General features: G+C 40.3%; 22 protein-coding genes and 1 riboswitch. Of the genes, 17 read left to right on the forward strand and 5 right to left on the reverse strand.

Annotation, left to right across the window (positions count from 1 at the left end; all coding sequences use genetic code 11):
• Nucleotides 1–12 precede the first annotated feature (12 nt).
• From AC1M85_RS00770 to AC1M85_RS00780, 3 genes are all read right to left on the reverse strand, one after another.
• Nucleotides 13–624, reverse strand: coding sequence for an NAD(P)-dependent oxidoreductase (locus AC1M85_RS00770; protein WP_488213370.1), 612 nt, complete (start codon nucleotides 622–624; stop codon nucleotides 13–15).
• Nucleotides 625–874: 250 nt separating this feature from the next.
• The gene (locus tag AC1M85_RS00775; RefSeq protein WP_488213371.1) at nucleotides 875–1,813 is read right to left on the reverse strand and encodes a hypothetical protein; all 939 of its coding nucleotides are present in this window, start codon (nucleotides 1,811–1,813) and stop codon (nucleotides 875–877) included.
• 64 nt (nucleotides 1,814–1,877) lie between these two features.
• Nucleotides 1,878–2,435, reverse strand: coding sequence for a hypothetical protein (locus tag AC1M85_RS00780; RefSeq protein ID WP_035270262.1), 558 nt, complete (start codon nucleotides 2,433–2,435; stop codon nucleotides 1,878–1,880).
• A gap of 218 nt (nucleotides 2,436–2,653) precedes the next feature.
• Between AC1M85_RS00780 and AC1M85_RS00785 the strand changes: the two genes are divergently transcribed.
• From AC1M85_RS00785 to gshB, 3 genes are all read left to right on the forward strand, one after another.
• Nucleotides 2,654–3,487, forward strand: a complete 834-nt coding sequence (locus AC1M85_RS00785; RefSeq protein WP_081403308.1) for a 2OG-Fe dioxygenase family protein — start codon at nucleotides 2,654–2,656, stop codon at nucleotides 3,485–3,487.
• On the forward strand, nucleotides 3,484–4,377 hold the full coding sequence (locus AC1M85_RS00790) for a LysO family transporter (protein ID WP_035270265.1): 894 nt from the start codon (nucleotides 3,484–3,486) through the stop codon (nucleotides 4,375–4,377). The genes AC1M85_RS00785 and AC1M85_RS00790 overlap by 4 nt, the downstream gene beginning before the upstream one ends.
• A 132-nt stretch (nucleotides 4,378–4,509) precedes the next feature.
• Entirely contained in the window at nucleotides 4,510–5,448 is a 939-nt protein-coding gene (gshB, locus tag AC1M85_RS00795; protein ID WP_035270267.1) for a glutathione synthase, read from the forward strand.
• A 19-nt stretch (nucleotides 5,449–5,467) separates the two neighbouring features.
• On the opposite strand, the gene AC1M85_RS00800 is transcribed toward gshB, so the two are convergent.
• Nucleotides 5,468–6,685, reverse strand: a complete 1,218-nt coding sequence (locus AC1M85_RS00800; RefSeq protein WP_488213372.1) for an MFS transporter — start codon at nucleotides 6,683–6,685, stop codon at nucleotides 5,468–5,470.
• 429 nt (nucleotides 6,686–7,114) lie between these two features.
• Between AC1M85_RS00800 and murG the strand changes: the two genes are divergently transcribed.
• From murG to lpxC, 7 genes are all read left to right on the forward strand, one after another.
• Nucleotides 7,115–8,176 carry an undecaprenyldiphospho-muramoylpentapeptide beta-N-acetylglucosaminyltransferase gene (gene murG / locus AC1M85_RS00805; RefSeq protein ID WP_488213840.1) on the forward strand — a complete coding sequence of 354 codons (1,062 nt, stop codon included), beginning with the start codon at nucleotides 7,115–7,117 and terminating at the stop codon, nucleotides 8,174–8,176.
• A gap of 15 nt (nucleotides 8,177–8,191) precedes the next feature.
• Entirely contained in the window at nucleotides 8,192–9,640 is a 1,449-nt protein-coding gene (gene murC / locus AC1M85_RS00810; RefSeq protein WP_180028490.1) for a UDP-N-acetylmuramate--L-alanine ligase, read from the forward strand.
• A 55-nt stretch (nucleotides 9,641–9,695) separates the two neighbouring features.
• Nucleotides 9,696–10,625, forward strand: coding sequence for a D-alanine--D-alanine ligase (locus tag AC1M85_RS00815; RefSeq protein WP_035265835.1), 930 nt, complete (start codon nucleotides 9,696–9,698; stop codon nucleotides 10,623–10,625).
• A 3-nt stretch (nucleotides 10,626–10,628) separates the two neighbouring features.
• The gene (locus tag AC1M85_RS00820; protein ID WP_035265833.1) at nucleotides 10,629–11,483 is read left to right on the forward strand and encodes a cell division protein FtsQ/DivIB; all 855 of its coding nucleotides are present in this window, start codon (nucleotides 10,629–10,631) and stop codon (nucleotides 11,481–11,483) included.
• Between the two features lie 61 nt (nucleotides 11,484–11,544).
• Nucleotides 11,545–12,807 (forward strand): cell division protein FtsA, encoded by a 1,263-nt coding sequence (ftsA, locus tag AC1M85_RS00825; protein WP_035265831.1) that lies wholly within the window; start codon nucleotides 11,545–11,547, stop codon nucleotides 12,805–12,807.
• A 163-nt stretch (nucleotides 12,808–12,970) separates the two neighbouring features.
• Complete coding sequence (gene ftsZ / locus AC1M85_RS00830; RefSeq protein ID WP_035265829.1) at nucleotides 12,971–14,149, forward strand: cell division protein FtsZ; 1,179 nt, start codon at nucleotides 12,971–12,973, stop codon at nucleotides 14,147–14,149.
• 123 nt (nucleotides 14,150–14,272) lie between these two features.
• The gene (gene lpxC / locus AC1M85_RS00835; protein ID WP_488213373.1) at nucleotides 14,273–15,175 is read left to right on the forward strand and encodes a UDP-3-O-acyl-N-acetylglucosamine deacetylase; all 903 of its coding nucleotides are present in this window, start codon (nucleotides 14,273–14,275) and stop codon (nucleotides 15,173–15,175) included.
• A gap of 97 nt (nucleotides 15,176–15,272) precedes the next feature.
• Here the strand turns inward: lpxC and AC1M85_RS00840 are convergent, their stop codons facing one another.
• A complete protein-coding gene (locus AC1M85_RS00840; RefSeq protein WP_035265826.1) occupies nucleotides 15,273–15,716 on the reverse strand; it encodes a DciA family protein in 444 nt (147 codons plus the stop codon).
• Between the two features lie 107 nt (nucleotides 15,717–15,823).
• Here AC1M85_RS00840 and AC1M85_RS00845 point away from each other — a divergent pair, with 107 nt between their 5' ends.
• From AC1M85_RS00845 to glmM, 7 genes are all read left to right on the forward strand, one after another.
• Nucleotides 15,824–16,531: a M23 family metallopeptidase gene (locus AC1M85_RS00845; protein WP_481595741.1), complete on the forward strand. Its 708-nt coding sequence runs from the start codon at nucleotides 15,824–15,826 to the stop codon at nucleotides 16,529–16,531.
• Between the two features lie 302 nt (nucleotides 16,532–16,833).
• Nucleotides 16,834–19,536: a pyruvate dehydrogenase (acetyl-transferring), homodimeric type gene (gene aceE, locus AC1M85_RS00850; RefSeq protein WP_092766512.1), complete on the forward strand. Its 2,703-nt coding sequence runs from the start codon at nucleotides 16,834–16,836 to the stop codon at nucleotides 19,534–19,536.
• A 2-nt stretch (nucleotides 19,537–19,538) separates the two neighbouring features.
• A complete protein-coding gene (locus AC1M85_RS00855; RefSeq protein ID WP_488213374.1) occupies nucleotides 19,539–21,518 on the forward strand; it encodes a 2-oxo acid dehydrogenase subunit E2 in 1,980 nt (659 codons plus the stop codon).
• Between the two features lie 88 nt (nucleotides 21,519–21,606).
• Nucleotides 21,607–21,749: riboswitch (yybP-ykoY riboswitch) on the forward strand.
• 75 nt (nucleotides 21,750–21,824) lie between these two features.
• Nucleotides 21,825–22,400: a TMEM165/GDT1 family protein gene (locus tag AC1M85_RS00860; RefSeq protein ID WP_035265818.1), complete on the forward strand. Its 576-nt coding sequence runs from the start codon at nucleotides 21,825–21,827 to the stop codon at nucleotides 22,398–22,400.
• Nucleotides 22,401–22,615: 215 nt separating this feature from the next.
• Entirely contained in the window at nucleotides 22,616–22,981 is a 366-nt protein-coding gene (locus AC1M85_RS00865; RefSeq protein ID WP_179999146.1) for a YkgJ family cysteine cluster protein, read from the forward strand.
• A 177-nt stretch (nucleotides 22,982–23,158) separates the two neighbouring features.
• Nucleotides 23,159–24,625 carry an IMP dehydrogenase gene (guaB, locus tag AC1M85_RS00870; RefSeq protein WP_488213375.1) on the forward strand — a complete coding sequence of 489 codons (1,467 nt, stop codon included), beginning with the start codon at nucleotides 23,159–23,161 and terminating at the stop codon, nucleotides 24,623–24,625.
• 125 nt (nucleotides 24,626–24,750) lie between these two features.
• Nucleotides 24,751–26,085, forward strand: a complete 1,335-nt coding sequence (gene glmM / locus AC1M85_RS00875; RefSeq protein WP_035265813.1) for a phosphoglucosamine mutase — start codon at nucleotides 24,751–24,753, stop codon at nucleotides 26,083–26,085.
• Nucleotides 26,086–26,089 lie beyond the last annotated feature (4 nt).

Genomic DNA, 26,089 nt, shown 5'->3' on the forward strand with positions numbered 1-26,089 from the left:
TATCATTGAATATTAATAACCGACGCTAAAGCGCTCTTGAATATGGTTATTATTTTCAAGCTCATCACTGAGCGCTACTGCGAAATCTTCTGCAGAGATTTTACTGCCTTCTTCACCAACGATAAGTTCATCTTTACCAGAGCGATATTCACCAGTTCGCTTACCAGGACCGAATTCCGCTGCAGGAGCAATAAAGGTCCAGTCAAAGTCGTCCACTTGTTTTAACTTATCAAAGAACTGAATGCCTGCTTCCGCCTCAGCTTTATATGCATCAGGGAAGTCTTCTGTATCGATTACACGCACATTTTGATTTGGTACAGTTAAACCGCCAGCGCCACCAACAACAATATAACGTTTAACTTTTGATTCACGAATAGCATTAAGAAGTGAATTGATATCAAGACCTTGGAAACGTACTGCACTAATTACAGCATCTTGACCTTTCAGCTCATTTACAAGTGCTTCTTGATCATTTAAATCTAAATCTACAGTTAAAACACGCTCTGTATCTGAAACTTTGCTTGTATTACGCGCAATCGCTTTGACGTAGTGTCCACGTGAAACAAGCTCTTCAAGAATACGAGAACCTGCCATGCCTGTTGCACCAATTAAAACTATTTTCATAATGCCCTCATTAAATTTATAACTATGATTATTGGAGTGCTAAATATTTAGTCATCACGATTAAAAAAATAAAATCATGAATGATTAAAATGTAATATTAATTTAGCTTAAAATAAAAAAGATTAATGTATTAAATCTATGTTGATTTATAGTTAAAATAGGAGTGAGAAGTTATTTAATTATTTTAAATGTAAATTTTATGTAATTATAAGCTTGAAAAATATTCATATAAAACCAGTCTAACTTTTATTTATTGTTGAAGTTGGTTTAAAGAAAATCGCCATATATCATTTTTATATCCATAGCTTCCATCTTTTGAGTTTGGTGGATGCTGTAAGATAAAATCATGTAGTTGCTTTTTTTGATCATTATTCAGAACTTCAACAATAGCTGGTTGGTCGACAATTTGATTATTTAAATTCGCAATAATGTCTTCAATCATCTTCGGATTTTTATGCGCAAGTTGTTCTAAAGTTGTGTTATTTCCCTGACCATTTAGCAGATATTGAGAAAGAAATTGTGCTTCGTTTGGTGAGATAGAATTTTGTTGAAGAAGTTCTTGTACAAGACTGTGCTGAGTTTGGACAGATGCGGTATGCGGTAGGCTAGAAATAAGAACTTGTTTAACCTTTGGATCTAAATTTGGATCCTGAAAACGTTGCTCTAAAGCGTGACTAATTTTCTGTCGAATCAAATGATTTTCAGGTAGGGATTTTTTGAGTTCATGTTCTCGATCAGTCAGCAACATCGCATTATTCAGTGCGCCTATCGCTAAGCTTTGAATTTTAGGATTTTGATGTGTGAGAAATGGCAAAATTTGTTCAGTTGCTTCTAAAGGATTGAGAGAAGTAAGTTGAGTCAGGATTTCTTCTATTGCATTTTCATCATGCTGGTTTTGTTCAAGGAGCTGAATTAAATCATGTATTTTTTCTTCTCGATTCGCAGTAGATTGATCCAGTTGAAGTAACTTTTTTGCCCATACGGGTAGGTTGTTAGTGTTGAGTTCCATATCTGCACTATTTTCAGACAAGCTAGTCGCACGATCTTCATTGCTTTTTAGCGTTGAAGTATTATTGTTTTGATTTGATATACTTTGAGTCGTATCTGCTGTCGATTTCAAATACACCCATAAAATTACTGCACAGATCACGAAGATCAAAATAACCAAAAAAATATTTTTCTTATTCATAATATTAAGCTGTCGTTGCCTTCAACATCAGAGATGTGAAGGCAATATAATGGGAATGATTTATTTACACTCGTGTAATTGTGAGTAAGCTACTGTTGAAAGTTCCACGCGGTGTGCTTCCTCCTAGATTACCATTACCTGTCTGAGTGTAGAGCCATTTCGTAAAGCTGTCACATCGGAACGTTCCCTTTTGCCATGTATATTTGCTACAAGCACCGTTGGAGTTATATTGTGAACAGACTTGCACAGCTGGGTTCGGTGTTGCTGAATACAGCGTGTAAGCGACATGAGGTCGTTGCTGATTTGAAATCGCAGTGATTTGATTAGCAGCAGATGAGTAAGGAGATTTATATCCAAAACTTGTTTTGGCCTTTGCTCCCCAATATTTTGTAGTTTTAAATCCACTTAAGCTGACATATTCAATCACATCTACATATGCCGTTTTGTTCATGACTTGAACAATATTGTTTGAACTTACATATACACCTGTATGCCCTAATGCACCAACGAGTGGAACGTCGAGGTCTCGACCGAGTACATCACCGACTCGTGTAGGATTGCCTGCTGCTAAAGTAATTGAACTGATAGTGAGTAAACAGAGTGTAGAAATTATTTTAATCATGGACTTGTACCTATTGTTGGAATAGCAAGTCCTGTTAGTTTTATTCAACGATGTTAATGTTTGATGTAACTTGTATTTGAAGTTGTAACAATAATTTTGTAATTTTTCTTAATAATTTAATTTGAAATAGTAATATTATTTTGTGAGTAAATCTTAATAAAAACGTAATAATTTTAGCGTAACTATGATATTTATTTAGTTATTCTTAAGGATTAATTGTGCTTGATCAATTAGACGCTAATACTGAATCGTATAGCAATTTGACTGCTATAAAACATCAAGAAATTGATTTGAAGAATACCTTCAAAGCAAAAGGGTATCTACATTATAAATCTATAGAGGTGGATCATTTTTCTAAACTATTACTAGCTAAAGAGTTTGAAAAACTTGAAAAAGATCCTTTTGCACCTACACATACTCAAAGGTTTAGAAGATACGGAAATGCCTTAATTTTACCTTGGGAAAAAGATCTTAAGCCTATTTGGTTGCCGACAGTGCGTGATAATATAGGGCAGGAGTTATCTGGATATGATCAGGGAGGGAACAATCCCGAGCATCAGTCGATTCGTTATTTTAACGCGTTGAGCCAAGAAGCTAAATCTACGCAATATCTTAATGATTTGATTGTAGATGATTATCAACTTACTTTTGGTTTGGAAAATGCCTATCTGCCAATTTACGTGGGTGTCCATTTTGTCAAACTGCGTTCAACTCATGCCGATCAGCTAGGAATTAGTTCGCCTAATTGTTTTCATCAGGATGGTGAGCCATTCACATTTGCTCATTTGTTTTATAGGAGCAATAACATTGAAGGAGGTGAAAACTTTATTGCATCACCTCAGGAAAGAAATAAGCGTTTAGATGAGGTAAATAATTATAATATTTATCAAAAATTTACGTTGAGACAAGCTTCTGAAAGTTTTGCTGTACACGATCCAGCAGTTTCACATTATGTATCACCTATTAGAAAAATAGATCAAGGCACAAATGCTGAGGCTGGTGAGCGCTGGATGATTTTGATTGATTTCTCTCTTACAAAGCAAAAAATATGATTCAAAATTTAATAATTTCGCTTTTACCTATTCTCATTTCTCTTATATTGGGTTGGGGCATAGGTAAAGCTGCAAACGTTCAAGTTCGCAATATATTGGTTGGTCAAATTACGTTTTTGGTGTGGTTGCTCCTCATTTCTATAGGCTTTCAATTTGGCAGTGTCTTGTTTGATAAAGATCTTGGTTCAAAAATATTAATTGAAGCTTTTATTTATTCTACAGTGTTAAGTGTGATTACCTTTGGACTTTTATTTAATCGTAGCCACTTTAAGGCTGAGCACCAAAAATCATTCAAGGATATGCTCAAACCTATTACCGAATGCTTGATTGCGATTGGAATGGTGTTGATCGGGATGGGGCTATATTGGCTATTACCCAAGACTTTATCAGGGGAAATGTTAAGCGCGATACTATTGTATGTGTTGATTTTTTTAATCGGAGTGGATTTGTCTACGATTAAAATTCAAGCCCTCACTATGAATCATATTAAAGTGCCATTTTTTTCAATCATTGCACTATTTATTGCGGCTTATTTGACGAGTCATATCATGACTCAATCTTTTGTCGAACTCGTTGTGATGGGGAGTGGATTTGGTTGGTTCTCTCTTTCTGGTCCTTTAGTTGCTAAAGTTTTAGGACCTGAGCAGGGAACTTTTGCTTTAATCACAGATCTTGTACGAGAGTTTTATGCGATTGCATTGTTGTATTTATTAGGTCAGCGTTATCCAAAGCCAATCATTGGTGTATGTGGTGCCACGGCGATGGACTCAACTTTACCCTTTGTAAAAAACAATTGTTCACCATTAGATGTACAAATTGCAATTCTCAGTGGATTTTTCCTGACGCTCATTGCGCCGTTTTTTATTATTTTTTTTAGTAGTTTGATATGAATCCAAATTCTAGTGCTCAGCAGAAATAGGAAAGAGCTTCTCTGAATTTATACAATTGATCCTTTGATAGATCAGTAGATCGTTCACTAAACTTCGTTATAATCGCTTCATTGATAAAATAGAGAACAGATCATGCGCGTACTTGTGGTGATGGATCCCATCGAAAATGTAAACCTCAAAAAAGATTCGACCATGGCAATGCTTTGGGCTGCTGCACGTCGCGGTCATGAGTTAGGGTATGCACTTCAGGAAGATTTATATATCGATCAAGGCAAAGCTTTTGGTTTGATCTCACCACTTAAAGTGTTTGAGGATTATAATCATTACTATGAACTTGGTGAAAAACAGAAAGAATCTTTAGCCGCATACGATGTTGTACTCATGCGTAAAGATCCACCTTTTGATATGAACTTTGTTTATACAACTTATATTCTGGAACAAGCGGAACGTGAAGGTTCCTGGATTATCAATAAACCTCAAAGTTTGCGAGACTGTAACGAAAAGCTGTTCGCTACACAATTTCCAGAACTGCAGGTTCCGACTTTGGTAACTTCACAGCAAAGTTTAATCCGAGAGTTTATTGCTGAACATCAAGATGTGATTGTAAAACCGCTAGATGGGATGGGCGGTATGGGGATTTTCCGTTTAACCGCTGCAGGGGCAAATATCGGTTCAACTTTGGAAATGTTGACTCAAATGGGTCAGCAACCGATTATGGCGCAACGTTATATTCCTGAAATTGTGGATGGAGATAAGCGTATTCTGATGGTCAATGGTGAGCCAATTCCATATTGTTTAGCGCGTATCCCACAAAATGGTGAAACGCGAGGTAACCTTGCTGCTGGTGGGCGTGGTGAAGCACGTCCGTTGACTGAAAATGATAAGGTGATTGCTGCTAAAGTTGGACCATTCTTGCGTGAGAAGGGGCTGGTATTTGTTGGTCTTGATGTCATTGGAAACTATGTAACAGAAATTAATGTGACTAGTCCAACGTGTATACGTGAAATAGACGCACAATTTGGTACTTCTATCGCAGATACATTATTTGATGTTTTGGAAGCTGGACGTTAGCTGATCTGCAAAAAAGAGCCTAAATAGGCTCTTTTTTTTGCGTATATATTTTAAATAAATAATAGCTGGTCAATAGTCCTAGGGTGGAAAGACTTACGGTAACCCATGCGGCATTGGACCACTGGTGAGAAGACGAAACGAGAGCTGCTGTTGCTGGGGGAACAAGGAACTGCGCACATGCAGAAATTTGCAGCACTAAGCCCATACTGGATGCTGCTGCATTGACCTGTGGTGCGTATCTAAGCGTATTGGCAAAGACGGTCGTCGGAATAATGCCACCGATAAAAGAAAACAAAATAGCGCACAAATATTGCAACTCAAAAATCAACCAATAGGGTTGTGAAAATACAACCCAGCTACATAAAATTAGACTTAAAAAACTAAATTGAAGTAATTTAAAAGGAGCTATGCCTTTTTGAAGTAATACGCCTGCGCCAAAGGTTCCACCTAAGTTAGATAATACAACCATTGACACCAAAATTCCTGCAAGCTTTAAATCCATATTGAATGAGACATAAAGACTGGGTAAAAAACCTGTGAGTGTGATCCATTGACTGGTATAGCAAGCAAAGATAACGGCTAGACAGAGAATGGGTGGATGGGTCACGGTGACTTTAACAATAGATAAAAAAGAGTTGGAGGTTGATGTGCTCAGTGCCTTTGTCGTTACAGTGGTTTGCTTATCGTCATAACGTAAAAAATGGTAAATCATCAAGGCAACCAGCCAACAAAAGGCACCAAATAATGCCCAAATGTGTTGCCAACTGAGCCATTCGAGTAATACAGGGATGGTCAAAATAGCAAGACTAACCCCAACTCCCATATAAGAACTCCATAACCCCATTTTAAAATTCATGGTTTCAGGCGTGCTTAGGCGTTTTAAAATTGCGGGAGCGCAAAGACTAATGGTGAGAAATCCAATGCCTTCCATAAATCGAAAAAAATAAAGGCTAATACTATGATCAATCCATAAGCCTGCAAAACTACTCATCCCCAATAGAATGAGTGCAAAAATAAGACATTTTTTGAGTCCTATTTTCTCAGATACAGCACCAATACACAGGGCAAATAGCATTCCAGCACCTTGAACCAGTGATAAGGATAGGCCTGCTTGGGTGAAACTTAGATTTAAATCTTTTTGAAGAATTGGAATAACAGCAGAAAGTTTACCGACATGAATTGCAGCAAGGTAGCCTGCCAAAATAATCCAAATGTCATAAGATGATATTTTTGACATTTGCGTTTAAAAATCCTTTTATTCGCGAGCTGAATCTCAATGAGATATAGCAATATCATAAATAGAACTATTGCCTCATACCATTTAGACATAAGTTTATATCCAATATGGTGGTAGCGCAGATACGAAGGAACAATAGAGCCAATACGGTGGTGGTTTTTAATGTGCACATTAATCATTATTTTGGTGCGTTATAAACTAGATCGAATGGTAAAATACATAAAAAAGGCACACCTCATAATAAATCTAGTTTAAACTCTGAAATCATATGAAAAAAACAATTAAAGGGTCCGTGAAAAAAAGTAAATAAACTTTCATGGATATACGATTGTGATTACAATTGATGCCATATATAAAATTTTCTGTTAGCTCTTAGATTTGAAGAATTAGACCGTGACACAAGCTCAGCATAAACAACCTAAACATGTCATGATGATGGCTGCAGGTACAGGTGGACATGTATTTCCTGCCCTAGCAGTTGCTCAGGAATTACAACAGCAAGGTGTCGAAGTGTCATGGTTGGCAACGCCTTCAGGTATGGAAAACCGCTTGCTTAAAAATCACCAAATTCCAATTTATCAAATTGATATTCAGGGTGTGCGTGGCAATGGAATCGTCCGTAAGCTGCAAGCCCCTTTTAAAATTTTAAAAGCAACGCTTAGCGCAATGCGCTATATGAAACGATTAAACGTAGATGCAGTCGCTGGTTTTGGAGGTTATGTTGCAGGTCCTGGTGGTTTGGCTGCGCGTATTCTTGGTATTCCTGTCATCATTCATGAGCAAAATGCAGTAGCGGGTTTCACCAATACCCAATTGGCTCGTGTTGCTAAAACGGTCTGTCAGGCATTCCCGAAAACATTTCCAGAAAATCATAAAATCGTGACTACAGGTAATCCCGTACGTAAGGAAATTTCTGCGATATTGAGTCCTGCTTGGCGATATCAAGAGCGAGAAAAAGCCAATCAACCTATTCGAATTTTAATTGTAGGCGGCTCTTTGGGCGCACAAGCATTGAATGAGCGCGTACCCGAAGCACTGAAACAATTAGATGTTCCTTTAAGTGTTTATCATCAGTGTGGTCAAAATCATGCTGATAGCACGCGGGCACGTTATGCCGATGCTCCTGATCATTTACAGGTAGAAGTTCAACCGTTTATTGAAAATATGGCGGAAGCCTATGCCAATGCCGATCTTGTAATCTGTCGTGCTGGTGCACTGACGGTCACTGAGATTGCTACTGCGGGTGTTGCAGCCGTATTTGTACCTTTGCCAAGTGCAGTAGATGACCACCAAACCGCGAATGCCAAATTCCTAGCAGATATTAATGCTGCAAAAATTTGTCCACAAGCGACACTCACTCCTGATTCATTAAAAGCAGTTTTATTGCCACTCATGAACCGTACATTGTTGACGGAAATGGCTGTTAAAGCACGTCAACAAGCTCAACCAGATGCAACTCAGCGTGTGGTTGGTTTAATTCAAGATTTGTAAGTTTTAGAGAAAATTATGTCTTCAACGAACCCAGCTGATAAAGCTAAAAACCTGATTAAAATTCCTGAAATGCGCCGTATCAAGCATATCCATTTTGTGGGTATTGGCGGTGCAGGAATGTGCGGGATTGCGGAAGTCTTAAAAAACCAAGGCTATAAAGTTTCAGGGTCGGATATTAAAGCCTCTAAAACCACTGCACAGCTTGAAGAAAATGGCATTAAAGTTCATATCGGACACGCTGCTGATAATATTAACGGTGCGAATGTATTGGTTGTATCGACTGCGATTGACCAAGAAAATCCAGAAATTAAAGCAGCGATTGAAACACGTATCCCTGTAGTTCGTCGTGCGGAAATGTTGGGCGAGTTGATGCGTTACCGTCATGGTATTGCGGTTGCAGGTACACATGGTAAAACCACAACAACAAGTTTGGTGACCTGTATGCTTGCTGAAGAAAACATGGATCCGACATACGTGATTGGTGGTTTGCTTAATCGCTCTGGAGTAAATGCTGCTTTAGGTGCGAGTCGTTATATTGTAGCTGAAGCAGATGAATCTGATGCTTCATTCCTATATTTAGAACCAATGGCCGCTATTGTCACCAACATTGATGCTGATCATATGGACACTTATGGTGGTAGCTTCGATGTTTTGAAAGATACTTTTGTTCAATTCTTGCAGAAGCTTCCGTTCTACGGTTTAGCCGTAGTGTGTGGCGATGATCAAAATATTCGTGAAATTATGCCACGTATTGGTCGACCTGTTTTAACTTATGGTTTTAACGAAGATAACGATATTCGTGCTGTAGATGTGGTACAAGAAGGGATGCAATCACATTTTACTGTGCTTCGTAAAAACAAAGAGCCACTCAAGTTAACCATTAATATGCCTGGTTTGCATAACATCCTTAATGCGTTAGCTGCGATTGGTGTGGCAACTGATGAAGGTGTATCTGATGCTGCAATCGCTCGTGCTTTAGAAAGTTTTAGTGGTGTAGGGCGTCGTTTCCAAATTCAAGGTGAATTTGAGTTAGGTGATGGAACGGTCAAACTGGTTGATGATTATGGTCACCATCCAAAAGAAGTTGAAGCAACGATTAAAGCTGCGCGTGCAAGTCATCCTGATCGTAGACTTGTGATGATGTTCCAACCTCACCGTTTTAGCCGTACACGTGATTGTTTTGATGATTTCGTTGATGTCTTGTCACAAGTCGATCAATTACTGCTATTAGAAGTATATTCTGCAGGTGAAAAGCCGATTGTTGGTGCAGATAGTCGCTCATTGGCAAGAAGTATCCGATTGCGTGGTGATGTTGAACCAATCTTGATTGATCCAGTAGAAGGGAATTTGCCAAATGTGATACAAAAAGTGTTACAAGCAAATGACTTGTTATTGACTCAAGGTGCGGGTAACGTTGGAGCAATTTCAATTGAGCTTGCTCAGAACCAGCTCTATTTAAAATAATCGTCGTTTGATGATTTGGCTAAATTGAAAATTTTATAAGTTTAAGGAACTAAACGTGTCAAATGCTTCTAAATTCGGCAAAGTTGCTGTATTGCTTGGTGGTAAATCTGCAGAGCGTGAGGTGTCATTAGATAGTGGTAAGGCTGTACTTGAAGCATTGGTACGTTCAGGGGTGAATGCAGAGGGTTTTGACCCTCAAGAACGCAGTGTGACTGAACTGGTAAATTACGATCGTGCATTTATTGTGTTACATGGTCGTGGTGGAGAAGATGGTCAAATCCAAGGCGCATTAGAGTGGTTAAATATTCCATATACTGGAACTGGTGTGCAGGGGTCGGCTATCGGAATGGATAAAGTAAAGACCAAGCAAATTTGGCAAGGTTCTGAACTTCCTACAGCGCCATACCGCATTGTTTCTAAAGATACTGATGCACAAGCACTCGTTGCAGAGCTTGGATTACCACTGATTATCAAACCCGTGCACGAAGGCTCGAGTGTGGGCATGAGTAAGGTTGAGAAAGCAGAGGATTTAGCTGAAGCAATTAAAAAAGCGACTCAACATGATGCCGTGGTCATGGCTGAGAAGTGGATTACAGGTCGTGAATTTACGATTTCATTTTTAAACGGACAACCATTACCAGTCATCCGTTTACAACCTCCAGCTGATGTAGCCTTTTATGATTATGAAGCTAAATACCAACGTAATGATGTTGAATATGGTATCCCTTGTGGTTTGAGTGAAGCTGAAGAAAAAAGTTTACAAGCGCTTTGCTTACGAGCGTTTCAAGCTGTTGGGGCAAGTGGTTGGGGTAGAATTGATGCTATGCAGGACGAGCAAGGTCAATTTTGGCTGCTAGAAGTGAATACTGTTCCAGGCATGACCAGTCATTCATTGGTACCAAAAGCAGCTCAAGCAGTAGGTTATAGTTTTGAAGATTTGTGTTTGGCTATTTTAGAGCAAACCTTAGCGAAAGAATCACACTAAGTTATGGCTCAACTACCTCCATCGATGCGTCGCAAACGTGCGGCGATTACATCGATTCATGACAAACCACCGACTCGCAAAGAGAAAATGATTAATGCGGGTGGTTGGGTCATGCTTATTTTTGCATGTTGTGTACTTTTGGTCGGGATTTATGGCTTATATAGCGTCATGACCAGTGCAAAGGTAGCATCTTTGGATGTGGTTGGTCTGCAAGCCGAGCCTGAAATTAGTCAAGTGAAACAGCAGTTAATGCCTACCATTACAGGCAATTATTTTACTGCTGATCTTGAGCAAATTCGTGATAAGGCATTAGAGATTTCTTGGGTAGATCGAGTGGTCATTTCTAGAGCTTGGCCAGACGGTATTAAGGTTCGTGTTATTCCGAAACATCCGATTGCACGTTGGGGAACAGGACGTCTGTTAAGTGATCAGGGTGTGGTCTATACAGAGGCATATTCTAGAAATCACGCAAATTTACCACTTATGCATGGTCCGTCAGATCAGTCAAAAGTCATGATGAGACGTTATCATGAAATTAATCAACTGTTTAGTCCAGTGAATCTGCGTTTGAAAGAGCTATATTTAACAGATCGTCGGACATGGTTTATGCAGTTCGATTCGGGTTTACGTATTATTGTGGATCAGGATCAGACCATGAGCAAACTGCAACGATTGAGTCACTTATCTCAAGCAGATCTGAAAGTGGTTTGGCCAAGAGTTTCAGCGATTGACTTACGTTACCGTAATGGCTTGGCGATTCAATGGAAAAATGCGACACCACCAAAGATTATAAATGGTCAGTTTGTTGTAACCATTAATGACATTAACATTGCAGATTCAAGAGTTGCAAAGCCATAATACGTGGCTTTAAAAATAGGCATAAGCCAGATATAAACAATGAAGAAAATGGTAGTGAATCATGAATGAGGCTGTTCCCTCAGTTGTTGCGATAGACATTGGGACACATAAAGTTTCAGTTCTAATTGGTAAAGTGCATGCGCCGGATAATATCCAGGTCATCGGTATGGCGACTGCGCGAAATAAAGGCATGAACAAAGGAAAAATTGTTAGCCTTGAAAAAGTGATCTCTGCGATTAAGAATGCGGTACAAGAAGCAGAAGATATGGCGGAGTGCCGTGTGCATTCAGCATGGGTATCGATCCCGAGTACAGAACTGCAAAGTGCTTATGCGACAGGCCGGACACCGATTTCTAATCCAGAACGCACCATTACGACTTCAGAAGTGGTTAAAGCTTTAGAAATGGCAAAAGCCAGTCATTTAACTTCTGATCATTATCTTGCAAGTGCAGTCCCATTGGGTTTTGAGTTGGATGATTCACCTGAGTGGGTGCATAATCCAATTAACCTTTCAGCAAATAGCATGACGGCGCATTATCAACTCATGATGCTACCAATCAGCACCATGCAAAATTTAGATCGTGCAATGAAAGGCGCCAATATTTTTGTCGAAAAGATGGTGATTTCATGTTTAGCAACGGCTGAAGGTGCATTGCTGAAAGATGAAAAAGAGTATGGTGTATGCTTATTGGATATTGGGGCTGGTACAACCAATATTGCAGTTTATATTGAAGGTCATTTAGTGCTAGCACACACCATTCAACGTGGTGGTGAAAATGTAACGCGTGATATCGCCGCAGTATTGCAAACGACGACCGAAGAAGCTGAACGACTCAAATTGCTTTACGGTTGTGTTGATTTACAGCAAGTCAAACCTGAACATATGATCGAGTTTGAAGCGATCGATGGTCCTCAAGCGATCAGTCGGATTGAGCTATCAGAGATTATTATTGCACGTTACGAAGAAATTCTTTCTATGGTGCGTGATGAGTTACAACAACGTGGTGCGCTACAAAGTTTATATCACGGTGTAGTTTTAAGTGGTGATGCATGTCAGATTGAGGGTATGATCACATTATCACGTCGGATGTTGGGTGTTTCTGCTCATTTAGGCAACCCTCCGCTACAAGTATATGCGGATGATCAACATTTACCTGCATTAAGACGTTCAATGTATTCTACCGCAACAGGACTGCTGTTATTTAGTCAAAGCGATTTACAAGAATCGGTTGAGCAACCTGAAGAAGTGAATAAGCGTCCATTATTAGAGCGCATAGCGAATGGTTGGAATGCGTTTAATAACAAATTGAAAGGTATTTTTTAAGTTTAGTTTTTAAGGGAGTATTGTTTGCAACTTGTAAGAGCAACTTCATGTGCTTGACAAGAATGTGATTGCAACGCATCCTAAAAACAAATTTTTATTATTGAAGATCAAGGCAGTATACGGGCTTAAGTGACTGCCAAATTTATTAGGAAAAGTTAAGGTCATGGCTTCATTTGAATTTTTAGAAGATGAACAAACCGATAATAACGGTCAAGCCCGTTTTACTGTGTTTGGTGTTGGTGGCGGTGGTGGTAATGCCGTACAACACATGGTGCAATCTGATATCAAAGGCGTGAAATTTGTTTGTGCAAATACAGATAAACAAGCTTTGGATCGTATGAATGCGCCATTCAAAATCCAATTGGGCCAACAAAGTACGCGTGGACTAGGTGCAGGAGCAAATCCTGATGTCGGTCAAATTGCAGCAGAAGAAAGTCGCGAATTAATCCGTCAGCATCTGGAAGGTGCAGATATGGTATTTGTTACTGCCGGCATGGGTGGTGGTACTGGTACTGGTGCAGCACCAGTCGTGGCTGAAATAGCACAAGAAATGGGTATTTTGACGGTTGGTGTTGTCACCACTCCATTTAACTTCGAGGGTCGTCGTCGTCAACGTTCTGCTGAAAAAGGGATCGAAGAACTTGAAAAGCATGTTGACTCATTGATTATCATTCCAAACCAACGCCTACTTAGCGTTTATGGTGATATCTCGATGCAAGATGCTTATCGCAAAGCGGATGATGTCTTGCTTAACGCAGTACGAAGTATCTTTGATTTAGTTGTGCGTCCTGGTCATATCAACCTTGACTTCGCCGATTTAAAAACAGCGATGAGCACACGCGGTTATGCGATGATGGGTGAAGGTAAGAGTAGCGGTCCAGATCGTGCTGAAGATGCAGCGCGTCTTGCGATTCGCAGTCCGTTGCTTGACAACGTAAATATTATGAACGCGAAGGGTGTTTTAATTAATATCACTGGCGGTAATGATGTTACCTTGCGTGAAACTGAAATTATCACAGATGTTGTCAATCAAATTGTTGATCTGGATGAAGGTGAAGTCTTCTTTGGTACAGTATTTGATCCAGATGCGCGTGATGAAATCCGTGTTACTGTGATTGCGACAGGTTTAACTCGTAATGCGAATGAAACGGAAGTGAAGCGCCGTGCGCCAGTGAGTGTAAACCCATCAGTTGGTGGACAAGCTGCTGCTTTGGATGAAGATGATGTTCCAGCAATCAGTAAACGTCAGAATCAAGAGAGTGTAGCCCCTGAGCCTTCTGCAGCGCCTCGATCTGCACCAATGAGCATTCAAGATTATCTTAAAAATCAACAGCGTAAATAACATGTAACATAATGTGTTTACGATGATCAAACAGAAAAGGTGGCGCTTATGCCACCTTTTTGATTTTTATCAATGGCTAAATGTGCTAACGTATACTAGATTTTAGATGAATATTGAAGAAACATGTTGAAACAACGCACCCTGAAACGAGTCGTGAAAGCGAGTGGTATCGGATTACACAGTGGGCAAAAAGTAATGATTAACTTTGTACCACATGTAGCTGATGGGGGTATTGTTTTTCGTCGTATTGATTTAAATCCGCCTGTAAATATTCCTGCTAATGCGATGCTGATTCAAGAAGCATTTATGTGTTCGAATTTGGTACAAGAAAATGCCAAAGTTGGGACTATCGAACATATTATGAGTGCGATTGCAGGTCTTGGTATTGATAATCTGATTATTGAAGTATCAGCTTCAGAAGTTCCAATTATGGATGGAAGCGCCGGTCCATTTATCTATTTACTCATGCAAGGTGAGTTGATGGAGCAAGAAGCGCCTAAAAAATTTATAAAAATATTAAAGCCTGTAGAAGCATTAATTGACGATAAGCGCGCTATTTTTAATCCGCATGATGGTTTTCAACTTAATTTTACGATTGATTTCGATCACCCAGCCTTTGCCAAAGAATATCAGTCTGCCAGTATTGATTTCTCAACGGAAACATTTGTTTATGAAGTCAGTGAGGCACGTACTTTCGGCTTTATGAAAGATTTGGATTATCTTAAGGCGCATAATTTAGCTTTGGGTGCTAGTTTAGAGAATGCAATTGGTGTTGATGATTCAGGTGTCGTGAACGAAGAAGGCTTACGATTTGCTGATGAATTTGTACGTCATAAAATATTGGATGCGGTGGGTGATCTTTATTTACTCGGACATCAAATTATTGCGAAGTTTGATGGTTACAAATCTGGACATGCACTCAATAATCAACTGCTTCGCAATGTTCAGAGTGATCCATCTAATTATGAAATTGTAACATTTGATGACGAAAAGTCTTGTCCAATTCAATATGTAAGTGTGATCTAAGTCATTGTCTTCAGGTTAAATGTTATAGTGTAACATTGTTAAGTGTGACTTAATTTGCCTTTAAAATAGTGAATGACGTTTAAATCAAATGGTCCTGTTACTTTTTATTGCTTGCCAAACGTATCATAGCTTGGCTAAGCTTAGGATCGTTCACAAAACTAGCAGCGTTGAGTAACATTTCTTGCGTTGTCGGACATAAAGAAGTTTTGGAATTTTCAGTTTGTGTTTGGGGAATTTCTTTTTTTGCTCGAAGACGAACTTGGATTTTTTGTAAATCTTTGAGTTCAGGGATTTGTGATAACTGAGAAATATACTGTTTTTGAAGGTAACCGAGTTGACTAATCATGGCTTGATTTTCACCGGTGATGGTCAAAATACCGTATTGATAACAGACAACTTGCCATTGTTCATTTTTGGGCAATAGCGGTTGAATTAATTTTGTAAGTCTCTGCCAGTCAGCAACTTGCTTTGTGAGAAACGATAAGTTTCCTGTTTTTATGTGTTGTCTTGTTTGTTGAAACATATTTTTTGGTTCTGACATACATTGTTCCTACATTGTTTTGTCTTAATCTTAAACGCTTGTTTCTTTCGATATCAAGGAAGAGATCACACAAGAGACTTGAGTAAGAACAGTTTAATGAGGTTTATATGTATACGCGACGTATTTTATTAGCGTTTTCTTTAGCAGCTTCAGCAGCTTCGGTTGCATTTGCAGATTTAGTTCAATTAGATGCCACACAAGCCTCCAATCCTGATCGATTGGAAGAGTTAACAAGAACACTATCACAAGGTTCTTATAGTCATCCTGATGACATGGACATTCCAGCGACAGCACAAGTCGATGTGACAGTTCGAGCGAAGACGGATCCAATCGAATTAAATAATGCGCTGCTTAATAGTAAATACCCTGCTCAAAAAACTACAACGACAAGTTCAAATCGTTACTCTTCAAATAATGCATATTCATGGTTAGTGACACACCCGCTTCCAACTGGTCGTGTCAGTTCAAATTATGGCGGCCGAACAATGGGCGGCCGTGCTGAAAACCATTCAGGCTTAGATCTTGCTGCACCAACAGGCACTCCAATTTATGCAACCGGTCCAGGTATAGTGACCAAATCAGGTTGGGGTACAGGTTATGGTCAATATGTTGAAATCAACCACGGTAATGGGTATATCACACGATATGCACATGCTTCACGCTTGATTGCTAAAGTAGGTGATAAAGTCACTGCTGGTGAGCATATTGCCAATGTGGGTTGTACTGGACGTTGTACTGGTCCTCACTTACATTATGAAGTGGTCAAAGATGGTCAGCGTAAAAACCCTTCAACTTACCTAGCGATGTTGCCTTAATTAATTATCAAACCTCATTAATACACATCCATTGTTAAGTCGTTTGAATAAATCGCCAAGCAAAGTCTTGGCGATTTTCGTTTTTGCTGTCAGGTCACCTGATTAAATTTAAGATTAGAATAAAGCTTTGTATAAAAAAACAGCAATATTGGCGTTTTAGTGTTAATTTGTGTAATAAATGGTCAAGTACTATTTATTATCGAAATATTAGTCTAATGTCGTATTCATTTATAGCCATAACTGCGTATCGCGAAAATATGTTAAATATAGGGCATACAAATAGGCATGAATATAGGTGTAATATGGCGTATTACGGTGATACCGACGCACAAGAAACCCAAGAGTGGCAGGACGCTTTTGACTCTGTTTTACAGCATATGGGGACGGAAAGAGCAGCCTTTCTTCTTGAAAAACTGTATCAACGTGCGATTGCGAAACATGTTCCCATTCAGCGTCTAAATACTCCTTACTTAAATACGATTTCAGTAGAAGAGCAACCTGCAATGCCTGGTGATCCAGATATGGAGCGCCGAATTCGTGCTTTGATTCGTTGGAATGCTTTAGCAATGGTGCTTCGCGCCAATAAAACAGGCGACGATCTTGGTGGTCACTTAGCCAGCTTTGCATCTTCTGCAACTTTATATGATGTTGGCTTTAACCATTTCTTCCGTGCGAACAGTGATAACTTCGGCGGTGACATGATTTATTATCAAGGTCACTGTGCACCAGGGATTTATGCGCGCTCATTCTTGGAAGGTCGTTTAACTGAAGAGCATCTGAACAATTTCCGTCGTGAAGTTGATGGTATTGGTTTACCTTCGTACCCACATCCATACTTAATGCCAGACTATTGGCAGTTCCCAACGGTATCGATGGGTCTGGGTCCAATCATGTCCATTTATCAAGCACATATTCAAAAGTACTTGATGAACCGCGGTTTGATTAAAGAAGAAGATCGTAAGGTTTGGGCTTATCTTGGCGATGGTGAGATGGATGAGCCAGAAAGTACTGGTGCAATCTCGTTGGCAGGTCGTGAAAAGTTAGACAACTTGGTTTGGGTTGTAAACTGTAACTTGCAACGTTTAGATGGTCCAGTTCGTGGTAATGGTAAGATCATCCAAGAACTTGAGTCTTTATTCCGTGGTGCAGGTTGGCGCGTGATTAAAGTAGTATGGGGTCGTCATTGGGATCCACTACTTGCTAAAGATGAATCTGGTGCGCTTAAAGCCATTATGGAAGAAGCTGTAGATGGTGATTATCAGCGTTATCAAGTGAAAGGTGGTGCTTATACACGTGCGCACTTCTTTGGTAAATATCCTGAAGCTGAAGAGTTAGTTAAACACTTAAGTGATGAAGATATCGATAATTTAAATCGTGGCGGTCACGATCCTTACAAAGTATATGCTGCTTATGCAGAAGCCATGAAATCTACAGGTCAGCCAACGGTTATTCTCGCGAAAACTGTTAAAGGTTACGGCTTATCTGAAGAAATTGAAGCGGTCAATAAAACGCATCAAATCAAGAAAATGCAACTTGAATCGCTTAAATATGTACGTAACCGTTTCAACTTGCCATTTACCGATGAGCAACTTGAAGAAGTTCCATTTTATCGCCCAAGTGAAAACTCGCCTGAAATTAAGTATATGAAGGCTCGCCGTGAGGCATTAGGTGGTTACTTACCAGCACGTCGTAAAGAGAGCGAATCTTTAGCGATTCCTGAGTTGTCTGTATTTGATGCAGTGTTAGCTGGTTCTAATGGTAAGCAACAATCAACGACCATGGTGATGGTACGTTTAATCTCTGCACTACTGAAAGAAAAAGCAATTAAAGACCGTGTGGTACCAATTGTTCCAGATGAGGCGCGTACTTTCGGTTTAGAAGGGATGTTCCGTCAATTGGGCATTTATGCCGCGCACGGTCAAAAATATACCCCTGAAGATCAAGAGCAGTTGATGCATTACCGTGAAGCGAAAGATGGTCATATGCTTCAAGAGGGGATCAATGAAGCAGGTGCGATGAGTGCTTGGGCTGCTTTAGGAACAAGTTATTCAACCAATAACCTTCCTATGATCCCGATGTACATGTATTACTCAATGTTTGGCTTCCAACGTATTGGTGATATTGCATGGGCGGCAGGTGATGCACAGGCGCAAGGTTTCTTATTGGGTGCAACTGCTGGTCGTACTACGCTGAATGGTGAAGGTCTACAGCATCAAGATGGTCACTCACATATTCTTGCGAATACGATTCCAAATTGTATTTCTTATGATCCATGTTTCGGATATGAACTTGCGGTGATTGTACATGACGGTCTAAAACGCATGTATGTGGATCAGGAGCGTGTGTTCTATTACTTAACTGTAATGAATGAGAACTATGAGCATCCAGCGATGCCACAAGGTGCTGAAGAAGGCATTAAACGTGGTATGTATTTACTTGAGGAAGATGAAAAAGCCACAGTTCAGCTTTTAGGTTCAGGTGTAATTCTGCGTGAAGTGATTAAAGCGGCTCAAATCTTACGTGATGAATATCAAATTCATTCGAATGTCTACAGCGTAACAAGCTTTAATGAGCTTGCGCGTGATGGTATGGCGTGCGAAGAATATAATCGTTTACATCCACTTACTGAAGATGTAAAAGAAGCATGGGTGTCGAAGCAGTTGCGTGGTACGAAAGGTATCGTCGTTTCTGCAACAGATCATATGCGTGCTTACAGTGAGCAAATTCGCGCTTACCTTCCAGATAACCGTCCATTTGTAGCATTAGGTACAGACGGTTATGGTCGCTCAGATACACGTGCAAAACTTCGTAGCTACTTTGGTGTAGATGCTGCACATATTGTTGTTGCGACACTGAAGAAACTTGCTGACGAGGGTGAAGTAGATGCGCGTCTAGTTAAAGATGCGATTTCTAGCTTTGAATTAGATACTGACCGTCCAGTCGCTTGGGCACCTCAAACAACGCCTGAACTTCACGCTGTAGCTGACTACAAAGAGGAGAACTAAGCATGCAAATTACGACTCCTGATATTGGTGTAGATAAAGCTACAGTGGCTGAAATTTTGGTCAAAGTGGGTGATACGATTAGTGTCGATGACAGCATTGTTTTGTTGGAGTCTGACAAAGCATCTGTTGAAGTGCCAAGCACTTCAGCAGGTGTGGTGAAAAGTATTTTGGTGAGCCTTGGTGACGAAGTTGCTGAAGGTGCGGTTTTGGTAGAGCTTGAAGCGGAGGGGCAAACGTCATCTGAAGCACCTACAGCACAAGTTGAAGAATCGAAAGCACAAGCTCACGCAGAACCTGTAGCCCAATCTCAAGCGGAAGCACCAAAAGCAGCAACGGCATCTGAAACTGTTGATGTTCAAGTACCAGACATTGGTGTTGAAAAAGCCACTGTGGGTGAGATCTTGGTTGCGGTTGGCGACGAAATTGATGCCGATCAAAGTATCATTGTCGTTGAGTCTGACAAAGCGACAGTTGAAGTTCCAAGTGCTGTTGCGGGTACAGTTGAATCGATTGAAATTTCAGTCGGTGATACAGTGAAAGAAGGTGTTGTGATTCTGAAAGTGAAAACAGCAGCTTCAGCATCAACCGCGGCGCAAGCTTCTGCAGAAACTACACCGACGACTGTTCCATCTGCAGAGGCACCACCTGCAGAATCAACAAAAGCGACAGTTGCTTCAGCGCCAGCAGGTAAAATTGAGATTGCTGTCCCTGACTTAGGTGTAGACAAAGCTGCTGTAGCTGAAATTTTAGTGGCTGTTGGTGATAAGGTTGAAAAAGACCAAAGCATCATTGTGGTTGAATCAGATAAAGCGACCGTTGAAGTACCAAGTACCACCACAGGTGTGATTACCGCAATTCATATTGAATTGGGTCAAAATGTGTCTGAAGGTGTGGCTTTAGTCACGATTGAAGCTGAAGGTCAAGCAACCCCAGTTACAGAAGCCCCTGTATCAGCACCAGTGACTACAAAAGCGGAAGCACCAAAAGCTGCCCCTGCGCAAGCAGCGGTTGCTCCTGTACAAACAGCAGCCCCTTCAGCAGATAAACTGACCAAAGAGCAAAATGCAGCAAATGCCAAAGTATATGCTGGTCCTGCGGTACGTAAGTTGGCGCGTGAGCTTGGTGTTGTGTTGGCAGAAGTCAAAGCTTCTGGTCCACATGCACGCTTAATGAAAGAAGACATCTTTGCGTATGTGAAAACACGTTTAACTGCACCAGCACCTGTAACTGCTGCACCGACAGTTGCTGCACCAGCAGGATTGCCTAAATTACCAAGTTTTGATGCCTTTGGTGGTGTAGAAGAAAAAGCGTTAACACGTTTACAGCAAGTGTCTATTCCACAGTTGTCATTGAACAATTATATCCCGCAAGTGACCCAATTTGATGCGGCAGATATTACGGAACTTGAAACATGGCGAAATGAGCTTAAAGGCAACTTTAAGAAAGAAGGCATTAGCCTGACCATTATGGCATTCATCATCAAAGCTGTAGCGCATTTGCTAAAAGAAGAACGTGAGTTTGCAGGTCACTTGTCTGATGATGGCAAAACCGTATTACTGCGTAAAGAAATCCATATGGGCATTGCTGTTGCCACACCAGATGGTTTAACAGTGCCTGTGCTACGTAATCCAGATCAAAAATCAATTAAGCAAATCGCAGTTGAACTCGGTGAGTTAGGTCAAAAAGCACGTGATAAGAAATTGTCACCGAAAGATCTGCAAGGTGCCAACTTCACGATTTCAAGCCTAGGCGCAATTGGTGGTACGGCATTCACTCCGCTTGTCAACTGGCCGCAAGTGGCAATCTTGGGTATTTCACCTGCAACGATGCAACCTGTGTGGAATGGACAAGGTTTTGATCCACGTTTAATGCTTCCATTGTCATTGTCTTATGACCATCGTGTCATTAATGGTGCTGATGCTGCTCGCTTTACTAATAAACTGACGAAGCTGCTTAAAGATATTCGTACATTGCTCATTTAAATATTTTTAACGTATTTTGTCTGCAGAATCAAAACCTAACTTCGGTGGGGTTTTTATTTGTAAAAACAAAAAGCCAGGCTTATAATGGATAAACTTCATTGGGGAGTAGCCGCTGTTCTGCAATAGAACAGGTGATGGTCAACATATTTGCTCTAAAACGAGCATGGTCATCATAGCAAAGAACCAAATGAGCTCTATTTGAGCTTTCTTTTGTTGGCAAGACCTTTGATTTACCATTCTGCGGATTTTTGGCTAGCAGGGATGGTGGGTCATTGGTATTTGTTATGCTAGCCAGAGAAAGACATCATGTATGAATTCCTTCTGTCTACAGGTATCGTCGCACTAGCTGAAATGGGTGATAAAACCCAATTGTTAGCTTTACTTCTTGCTGCACGCTTTCGTAAACCCGTTCCAATCTTAATTGCTATTTTGTTAGCGACAATTGTCAATCATGGAGTTTCCGCTGCTCTAGGACAATGGGTTACAACAATTTTAAGTCCCGAGATCCTCATGTGGATTCTAGCAATAGGATTTATTGCTATGGCCGCTTGGATGCTGGTCCCTGATGAACTAGAGGATGAGTCAGGAAGTATTCAAAAATGGCAAAAATTTGGCGTTTTTGGAGCGACATTTATTTTATTTTTCTTGGCTGAAATTGGCGACAAAACGCAGATTGCGACAGTGGCACTTGCTGCACGTTTTGACAGTATCTGGTGGGTGATGGCTGGAACGACATTAGGTATGATGATCGCTAATGCGCCGGCAGTATTTATTGGTGATAAATTGGCGAATCGATTACCTATTTCCTTGATTCACAAAATTGGCGCAATAATTTTCCTTGTCATTGGTGTGGGCACTTTAGTACAACATTATTGTTTATAAATGGTTGTATACGCATAAAGATCTGAATCTTCAAAAGATTTAGTTTATTTATAAATAGTATTGAAATAATGCACCATGAAAGTGATTCATAATGGTGCATTTTTTTAATGGAAGTTATTGATTAGTAAATAAATATAATAAAAATAAATCTTGTTTTTGAAATTAAGTTTTTTTAGGATTTCGTCACTAAAAAATTATTTTTAAGAGATTTAAAAATGCTCTCTCAGATTTCTGCACAGGATGCGTGTTTAAGTTGTGGTGCTTGTTGTGCCTATTTCCGTGTTTCATTTTATGGTGCGGAAGCGATGAACATCCCTACCGAGATGGTTGAGGATATTAACCCTGTATATGCTTGTATGGTGGGGACGAATCAAACTAACCCGCGATGCGTTGCTCTAGAAGGAGAAATAGGGAAGCAGGTCTCTTGCTCGATCTATACGGTTCGCAGTTCATCGTGTAGAGAGGTCCAAGCCGGAGATGCGCAATGTGCCAAAGCTCGACAAGCCCATCATCTGATCCCATTAATTGATATTGAAATTGTTCCATCGTCGAATGATGACGATTACGATCAGGTCAGTTAATTTGAATGATTTCAAATATGCTTCTGTTTTATATGCTCTTATTATGATTTTTTCGGATAGTAAATTGCATAAAAATAGGAGTGGTGGGTAAATTTCATAAAATTGTCGATAATAAGAAATGAAATTTACCTTAAAATTTGTATATAATGGCGCACGGAAATTACCAGTGAGACTGTTATGTTGACCATCGTTCAAGACGCGTTAACTTTTGATGATGTCCTATTACTCCCTGCCTACTCTACTGTTCTCCCAAAAGATGTCTCTCTAAAGACACGTTTAACTCGCGGCATTAATTTGAATATCCCTCTTGTGTCTGCAGCAATGGATACGGTGACTGAATCCCGTATGGCAATTGCAATGGCACAAAATGGCGGTATTGGTATCCTTCATAAAAATATGGATATTGCAGCGCAAGCTGCTGAAGTACGCCGTGTGAAAAAATTCGAAGCAGGCATGGTGAAAGATCCAATTACAGTAACCCCTGAAACGACTGTGCGTGAGTTAATCGCAATTACGCAAGCGAACAATATCAGCGGTGTGCCAGTGGTGAAAGATGGCAAAGTAGTTGGTATTGTGACAGGTCGTGATACACGCTTTGAAACTAATCTTGAACAGCCAGTAAGCAACATCATGACTGGTCAAGATCGTTTGGTCACCGTTCGCGAAGGTGAATCGAAAGAAAACATTCAGGCACTTCTCCAAAAAAATCGCATTGAGAAAGTGATTGTTGTTGGCGAAAACAACGAACTAAAAGGTTTAATCACTGTAACAGATTTTAATAAGGCTGAGCTTTATCCAAATAGCTGTAAAGATGGCTTAGGTCGTTTACGTGTGGGTGCTGCAGTTGGTACAGGTGTTGAAACTCCAAGCCGTGTTGAAGCATTGGTTGATGCGGGTGTTGACGTGATTGTAGTCGATACTGCACATGGTCACTCTGCTGGTGTTATCGAGCGCGTACGTTGGGTTAAAGCCAACTACCCACAAGTTCAAGTCATTGGCGGTAACATTGCGACTGGCGATGCTGCATTGGCTTTACTTGATGCAGGCGCAGATGCTGTGAAAGTAGGTATCGGTCCTGGTTCAATCTGTACGACTCGTATTGTTGCAGGTATTGGTATGCCACAAATTTCGGCGATCGATTCTGTTGCTAACGCACTGAAAGATCAAATTCCATTGATCGCAGACGGTGGTATCCGCTTCTCAGGTGATATGGCAAAAGCGATCGGTGCAGGTGCAAGTACGATTATGGTGGGTTCTTTACTTGCTGGTACTGAAGAAGCACCAGGTGAAGTTGAATTCTTCCAAGGTCGTTATTACAAAGCTTACCGTGGCATGGGTTCATTGGGGGCAATGGCGGGTGCAACAGGTTCTGCGGATCGTTATTTCCAAGACTCTAAAGCAGGTGCTGAGAAGTTGGTTCCAGAAGGTATTGAAGGCCGCGTACCTTACAAAGGGCCAATGGGCAACATCGTGCATCAAATGATGGGTGGTTTACGTTCATCTATGGGTTATACAGGCTCTGCAGTGATTGAAGATCTTCGTCAAAATGCGAAATTCGTGAAAATCACGTCTGCGGGTATGTCTGAATCACACGTTCACGATGTGACCATTACTAAAGAAGCACCGAATTACCGTGTTGGTTAATTGCCTGTTATAAAACAATTTTTAAAAAAAACCGTCATGTAAATGACGGTTTTTTTATTTTGGTGTAAAGTGGTGCGCATTGAAAAAGGATGATGTTAATCACCCGCTAAGAAGTGAGAGAATGAATGAGTTATTTTGGTACTGATGGTATTCGTGGGAAATTCGGTGTATTTCCAATCACACCTGAGTTTGCACTCAAATTAGGGTTTGCTGCGGGTAAAGTACTTAAGCGTAGAACAAAAAGAAATAAACCGATTGTGGTGATGGGCAAAGATCCTCGTTTATCAGGTTATATTTTAGAAGCGGCTTTACAATCGGGTTTAAACGCAGCTGGTGTTTATGTGCATTTATTGGGTCCATTACCTACGCCTGCCATTGCTCATTTAACTCGTGCTTTGCATGCCAGTTTAGGGATTGTCATCTCAGCTTCACATAACCCTTATCATGATAATGGCATTAAGTTTTTTTCTTCAGAAGGAAAAAAATTACCAGACGAGTTTCAAGATGAGATTAATGCTGAACTCGAGAAAGATATTGTCATTGATGATATTGCGAGTCTAGGAAAAAGTGTGCGTGTTGATGATGCTCCAGGTCGTTATATTGAATTTTGTAAATCAACGTTCCCATACCATTATGATTTAAACAATTTAAAGATTGTCGTCGACTGTGCCAATGGAGCAGCATATAACGTGGGTCCTGCGGTATTCCGTGAGCTCGGTGCCAAAGTGATTGCGATTCATAATGAACCGAATGGTTTGAATATTAACCAAGGCTGTGGCTCAACTCATCCTGAGAGTTTGCAAGCTGCTGTTGTTGAGCATCAAGCAGATTTGGGTATTGCATTTGATGGCGATGCAGATCGTGTCATTCTAGTGGATCAGAATGGAAAGCTGATTGATGGCGATCATATTCTATATATCTTGGCGACACAAAGTGCCAATAAACCAGCCGGTATTGTCGGTACGCTCATGAGCAATATGGCACTTGAATTAGCACTTGAAAAAGCAGAAGTTCCACTGCTTCGTGCCAAAGTTGGTGACCGTTATGTACTGCAAGGTTTAGAGGAAAACGGTTGGGTTATTGGTGGTGAACCTTCAGGTCACATTTTAACTCTAGACAAGAGCACCACAGGTGATGCGATTATTGCAGCCCTACAAGTCTTAACTGTCATGGTTGAACAGAAGAAAGCATTGCATGAGTTGGTTGCTGACTTTAAATTACTGCCAAACGTGCTTGTAAATGTCCGTTTAGATGCAATGTTTGATCCATACTCAGTACCTGCATTGGCTGCAGAATTTGCCAAAGCCGAAGCGCAACTTAAAGGTCGTGGTCGATTACTGATTCGTAAGTCAGGGACTGAACCTGTAATTCGTGTGATGGTTGAAGGTGATAATCTTCAAGAAGTGACTGCACTGGCACATGCTTTGGCAGATGCTGTACGTGCTAATGCAGCAGCTTAATCGG

This window comes from Acinetobacter sp. 24-47-64 (assembly GCF_057737055.1).

What these genes read in the sequence shown, in the direction of transcription:
- AC1M85_RS00770 (WP_488213370.1), bottom strand. Translation starts at nt 624, where the DNA reads ATGAAAATAGTTTTAATTGGTGCAACAGGCATGGCAGGTTCTCGTATT.
- AC1M85_RS00775 (WP_488213371.1), bottom strand. Translation starts at nt 1,813, where the DNA reads ATGAATAAGAAAAATATTTTTTTGGTTATTTTGATCTTCGTGATCTGT.
- AC1M85_RS00780 (WP_035270262.1), bottom strand. Translation starts at nt 2,435, where the DNA reads ATGATTAAAATAATTTCTACACTCTGTTTACTCACTATCAGTTCAATT.
- AC1M85_RS00790 (WP_035270265.1), top strand. Translation starts at nt 3,484, where the DNA reads ATGATTCAAAATTTAATAATTTCGCTTTTACCTATTCTCATTTCTCTT.
- gshB (WP_035270267.1), top strand. Translation starts at nt 4,510, where the DNA reads ATGCGCGTACTTGTGGTGATGGATCCCATCGAAAATGTAAACCTCAAA.
- AC1M85_RS00800 (WP_488213372.1), bottom strand. Translation starts at nt 6,685, where the DNA reads ATGTCAAAAATATCATCTTATGACATTTGGATTATTTTGGCAGGCTAC.
- murG (WP_488213840.1), top strand. Translation starts at nt 7,115, where the DNA reads ATGATGATGGCTGCAGGTACAGGTGGACATGTATTTCCTGCCCTAGCA.
- murC (WP_180028490.1), top strand. Translation starts at nt 8,192, where the DNA reads ATGTCTTCAACGAACCCAGCTGATAAAGCTAAAAACCTGATTAAAATT.
- AC1M85_RS00820 (WP_035265833.1), top strand. Translation starts at nt 10,629, where the DNA reads ATGGCTCAACTACCTCCATCGATGCGTCGCAAACGTGCGGCGATTACA.
- ftsA (WP_035265831.1), top strand. Translation starts at nt 11,545, where the DNA reads ATGAATGAGGCTGTTCCCTCAGTTGTTGCGATAGACATTGGGACACAT.
- ftsZ (WP_035265829.1), top strand. Translation starts at nt 12,971, where the DNA reads ATGGCTTCATTTGAATTTTTAGAAGATGAACAAACCGATAATAACGGT.
- lpxC (WP_488213373.1), top strand. Translation starts at nt 14,273, where the DNA reads ATGTTGAAACAACGCACCCTGAAACGAGTCGTGAAAGCGAGTGGTATC.
- AC1M85_RS00840 (WP_035265826.1), bottom strand. Translation starts at nt 15,716, where the DNA reads ATGTCAGAACCAAAAAATATGTTTCAACAAACAAGACAACACATAAAA.
- AC1M85_RS00845 (WP_481595741.1), top strand. Translation starts at nt 15,824, where the DNA reads ATGTATACGCGACGTATTTTATTAGCGTTTTCTTTAGCAGCTTCAGCA.
- aceE (WP_092766512.1), top strand. Translation starts at nt 16,834, where the DNA reads ATGGCGTATTACGGTGATACCGACGCACAAGAAACCCAAGAGTGGCAG.
- AC1M85_RS00855 (WP_488213374.1), top strand. Translation starts at nt 19,539, where the DNA reads ATGCAAATTACGACTCCTGATATTGGTGTAGATAAAGCTACAGTGGCT.
- AC1M85_RS00860 (WP_035265818.1), top strand. Translation starts at nt 21,825, where the DNA reads ATGTATGAATTCCTTCTGTCTACAGGTATCGTCGCACTAGCTGAAATG.
- AC1M85_RS00865 (WP_179999146.1), top strand. Translation starts at nt 22,616, where the DNA reads ATGCTCTCTCAGATTTCTGCACAGGATGCGTGTTTAAGTTGTGGTGCT.
- guaB (WP_488213375.1), top strand. Translation starts at nt 23,159, where the DNA reads ATGTTGACCATCGTTCAAGACGCGTTAACTTTTGATGATGTCCTATTA.
- glmM (WP_035265813.1), top strand. Translation starts at nt 24,751, where the DNA reads ATGAGTTATTTTGGTACTGATGGTATTCGTGGGAAATTCGGTGTATTT.